This window comes from Bacteroides caecigallinarum (genome assembly GCF_016901995.1).
Taxonomy (GTDB): domain Bacteria; phylum Bacteroidota; class Bacteroidia; order Bacteroidales; family Bacteroidaceae; genus Phocaeicola; species Phocaeicola cellulolyticus.
This window is the reverse complement of the sequence record NZ_JACJLE010000097.1, coordinates 1-4,529: the sequence shown is the minus strand read 5'-3', so window position 1 is coordinate 4,529 and position 4,529 is coordinate 1. Positions and strand designations below refer to the sequence as shown.

Here is a 4,529-nt window from a genome sequence, read left to right as displayed (position 1 = left end):
TTCGTCACGCCGATGGTACTGCATATTGTGGGAGAGTAGGTAGTCGCCGTCTTATATGAGAGATCCTCGAGGTAGAGATACTTCGGGGATTTTTTGCGTTTATACACTTTAGACTTTCTCTGCACCAAGGTTGCGGATGAACAACGGAAAACGTTCAGCTTAAAGATATATGTCAGTACGGTAAAAAATCTTCATGAGTAGTAGGTAATATATGTATATAAATATAGCCTATAATTTGAAGCATTATGCCTGAATTATATATTGGAGTAACCTTTAGAGAATATCTGTTATAAGGGCCTTTAAAGCTTGTCTGTTTTATAGTGTGTGAATGATCCTAATTGAATAATCAGGAAAATATAATCATCTGAATATAGAGGTGAAATCAGATTATCATTTGATACGTATCATTTAAATTTTATCTTTGATATACATTGTCGGTTCTTTAGGATACAAAGGATTAGAAATACGCGATAAACAAATAAGGTTTATCCGAATTTTTAGAACATAAAAAAAGCTGTCTCAAAGTTTGTTCTGAGACAGCTATGTATTTTTAATATAATGACAAATGTTTTTAAGCTTGTTCTAGAAATTCCATTTTGCGGCAATTGACGGAAAGAAAAATACCTTGTTTTTATCAAGCATGTTATAGCTAATATTTATTTTCGTTCCGAATGCCAGTTTCTCATTAATGTTGTACCATCCTTGTGGGCCGAATAAAACTACAAATTTTTTCCCTTCGTTGGATTTTGTTTCTGTATTTTTGTTTTGGGTCCACATATCAATAAAACCGCATAATGTAAGTTTATTTTTCAGTATATCGCCCGACCATGTCAGTGTGAGCTGTGCATCATGGCTTATGTGATTGAAGGCATGAATCTTATATGACAGGTTTGCGCCAAGGTTGAATTTTCTTATGGTCAATGGATAATTGGCTCCCACAAAATACGAACCTGGTATAGAACCGCCTTTTGTAACACCTCCATCATATTCCAGGTGAAGTTTCACTGGTAAGTCTCCTATGTTTTGATTACGTGATATTTCCCAGTATGTAGTACCAATTTTTCCTTTTTCGCCTGTAAATTCAAAATCTATAAATGTGTAGAAAGATCCCCATTTATCGGCTTTGAACATATCGAATGTTACCATGACAAAGTTTTTGTCATACATCCTGCTGTTGATGGAATGATTTGGAAAATAGTGTAGTTGGATGTTTTGTGCTGATATTGCAGACAATGACAGTAATGACAGAAGCAGTATTAAATGTAACTTTTTCATATTTTCTTGATATTAGATAAGAGTTGTAAATGGGGTGTAGTATTCCCTTTCCGGCATTCCCTTTTCTAAAGAAAGGGAACACCGGTTAATATGGAATTAATTAAGGTACGGGGTATTAAAGAGATTTATTATTTTAGTTTTTCTTGAACAGATTTGCCAGAACTGTATAGAATCTGCTGTTGAATTCTTTATGGTCAACGTTTATACATATTGATACATTTGGATTTTCTTCCAGAAGGCGAGCTTTGTCACCGATTGTTCTTCCGAAATCAGCTTCTGTAGTTCCCACTTTCATGTTCATTTCAAATGTTTGTACAAGGCTAGGATCTACAGCTACGGCTACAGCCAGAGGGTCGTGGAGTGCACATCCGTTCAGTTCCGGTTGAGTTGTGGCATAAGCATTGATATAGAAATCTACCATATCTGCATATTTTTTAGCTGAGACAGTGCCTATGTTCCTCCAGTTTTGTGTCTCCTTTTTAGTGAAAATGGTTCTCATAGTTACATCTAGTCCAACCATTGTAACTTTTGCCTTGCTGGTGAATACAATATTTGTGGCATTAGGGTCCTGATAGATATTTGCTTCAGCCAGCTGGTTTACATTTCCCGGAAGGAGAACTGCGCCTCCCATTATCACTATTCTGCCTACTTTCTCGGCGAACTGTGGATCTTTTTGAATAGCTTTTGCAACGTTTGTTAGCGGTCCAACAGCAACTATGGTAAGATCTTTCTTATATTCGTTAGCCATTCTTATCATGAAATCCACACCGCTTTCATCTTTTTTCTTGCTGGCTGATTGTGGTATCTCTATTTCGCCTATGCCGTTATTGCCATGTATGAACTTCGAAATATCACTTGGCTGATAAGGAGTATTGTCAATAAGTGAGCATTTTTCACCTGCATAAACAGGAATATCTTCTTTTCCTAATAGCTTTAATAAGTTTAATGAGTTCTCTATTCCTTTGTCAAGTGATACGTTTCCATAGCTGCCTACCACTCCCAGCAGATTAATGTCCTCGCATCCCAGTGCATATGCCAATGCTAATGCATCGTCTATACCTGTGTCAATATCAAGTATCATATTGACTTTCTTTGTGCTTTCTTTTGCAAGATTAGCGGCTGTTGTATTGACAGCGATACCTGCTGTCAGAATTATGATTAATGCGATTTTAAAGTAATTTTTCATAATGACTAAATTTTAAAAGTTATAAACCTGAATAAACTATCATTCCAAGTCCAAGGATGAAGAATATAAACATTAAAGTAAGATAAGATTTTGTTTTTGTGGTTCCTCCGTGGAATTCTTTCCATACGAAAATTCCCCGAAGGGCTGCTATCATAGGCGCTCCCTGTCCCAGTGCATATGACACTGCCGAACCGGCCTTGTTTGCTGCTATATAGCTGAACAATGTTCCCAGCGCCCATATACATCCTCCCAACATACCGATAAGGTGGGTTGAGATATTACCGTTGAAATACATCTGATATGTTGTAGGTTCGCCAATGAAAGGTTTCTTCATTATTAAAGTATTGAACACAAAGTTGCTTAGAAGTACACCTGATGAGAATATTACAAATGCAGTATATGGTGTTGAAAGTCCCTGTTGAGGTGATATGAAGTTTTCTACATCCATGCTTTCCGCTACGAAACGGTAGAAGAACGACATACATACTCCAGCGAGTGCAGCAAGTAATATACCTTTATTTGTATTCTTACCTGAGTTTTCTGAACTGCTTACACTGTTTGCCGACATACCATTAAGGATTATAGCCAATACTACGCAGGCTACTCCCGTGAACAGCCATAGAGGGTCGCCCTTAGGTGTTCCCAAATAGTTGATAAATACACCCAGTACAAGAGCTATACCTACTCCCAATGGAAATGCCACAGACATTCCTGATATGGATACAGAGGCAGAGAGAAGAATGTTGGAAGCATTGAATATGATACCTCCCAGTAATGCATATCCCCAGGACTGTCCACTGATTTGCTGTATATCAGTTAGAAAATCACGTCCTACGCTTCCATGACTTCCCAAAGTGAAAGCCATCAATAGAGAGAACAAGAACATTCCAATTACGTAATCCCAATAAAAGAGTTCGAACCTCCAGGATTTTCCGACAAATTTCTGAGTGTTGCCCCAGGAGCCCCAGCATATCATGGTGATGATACATAACACTACTGCCAAGGCGTAATTATCTACGATAAACATAATATATGGATTTATCAGATTACTTCATTTCTATATGGGCATGATGACTGTGCTCCAAGTCTGGTGACTGTTATACCGGAACATTTATTGGCAAATTTTACGGCGTCAATTATATCTTTCCCTTCGGATAAAGCTACTACAAGAGCGCCACAGAAAGTATCACCTGCTGCTGTTGTATCTATAGCATTGACCTTTTGTGTTGGTACGGATATGTATTCTTCTTTTGTCTTTATGAAAGCACCGTAATCTCCCATAGTGATAATAACGGTTTCTATTCCTTTCTGGCTTATTATGTCGGTAGCATTTTTTGCGCTTTCTATGTCGCTCACTTTAATTCCTGACAGAATTTCGGCTTCTGTATTGTTAGGTATTATTATTGAAACATTCTCCAATAATTCTTTTGGAAGAAACTGAGCAGGGGCAGGGTTCAAAACAACTTTCACTCCATGTTCCTTGGCTACTTTGGCAGCGTATGTAACTGTCTCTATAGGAATTTCCAGCTGCATCAGCAGAATATCTGCATCATATACTGTACTTTCAACACTTTTGAAATCATCAATACTGTATGTGCTGTTAGCACCTGATGCTACGATAATGCTGTTTTCTCCTTTCTTGTCAACTGAAATCATTGCCACTCCTGATGGCTTGTCGGAAGAAGACAGAATGTAATCAGTGTTGATATTTTCTTCTGAATATAGACTGACAGACTGGCGTCCGAAAAGATCATTGCCTGTTTTTGTCAGAAATACAACGTTTCCGCCCAATCTTGCTGCAGCTACAGCCTGATTGGCTCCTTTTCCACCTGGATTCATAATAAATTCACCGCCAAGGATTGTTTCTCCCGGAACAGGTAGTCTGTCTGATTTTATTACCATATCGGTATTACAACTACCTAATACTACAATTTTTTTCGTTTTCATGATATAGGTTTTTTCGTTTACGGTGTAAAAGTATTGTTATATTTCAGGCATATCAAACCAATTATATCCGATTTATAAAAACTCAACGATATACTTCTTCTTATAATGCTTTGATAATCAG

Annotated in this window: 4 protein-coding genes; all 4 read right to left on the bottom strand. The window is 37.5% G+C overall.

Translation table 11 applies throughout. The features are described 5' to 3' along the window. Positions 1–582: 582 nt before the first annotated feature. Positions 583–1,275: a DUF5020 family protein gene (locus H6A61_RS14940; RefSeq protein ID WP_204394692.1), complete on the bottom strand. Its 693-nt coding sequence runs from the start codon at positions 1,273–1,275 to the stop codon at positions 583–585. A 133-nt stretch (positions 1,276–1,408) separates the two neighbouring features. Continuing rightward, positions 1,409–2,461 carry a nucleoside hydrolase gene (locus H6A61_RS14935; protein WP_204394691.1) on the bottom strand — a complete coding sequence of 351 codons (1,053 nt, stop codon included), beginning with the start codon at positions 2,459–2,461 and terminating at the stop codon, positions 1,409–1,411. A 19-nt stretch (positions 2,462–2,480) separates the two neighbouring features. Beyond that, the gene (locus tag H6A61_RS14930; protein WP_204394690.1) at positions 2,481–3,488 is read right to left on the bottom strand and encodes a GRP family sugar transporter; all 1,008 of its coding nucleotides are present in this window, start codon (positions 3,486–3,488) and stop codon (positions 2,481–2,483) included. A 14-nt stretch (positions 3,489–3,502) separates the two neighbouring features. After that, the gene (gene rbsK, locus H6A61_RS14925) at positions 3,503–4,408 is read right to left on the bottom strand and encodes a ribokinase (protein ID WP_154044243.1); all 906 of its coding nucleotides are present in this window, start codon (positions 4,406–4,408) and stop codon (positions 3,503–3,505) included. Positions 4,409–4,529: the final 121 nt, after the last annotated feature.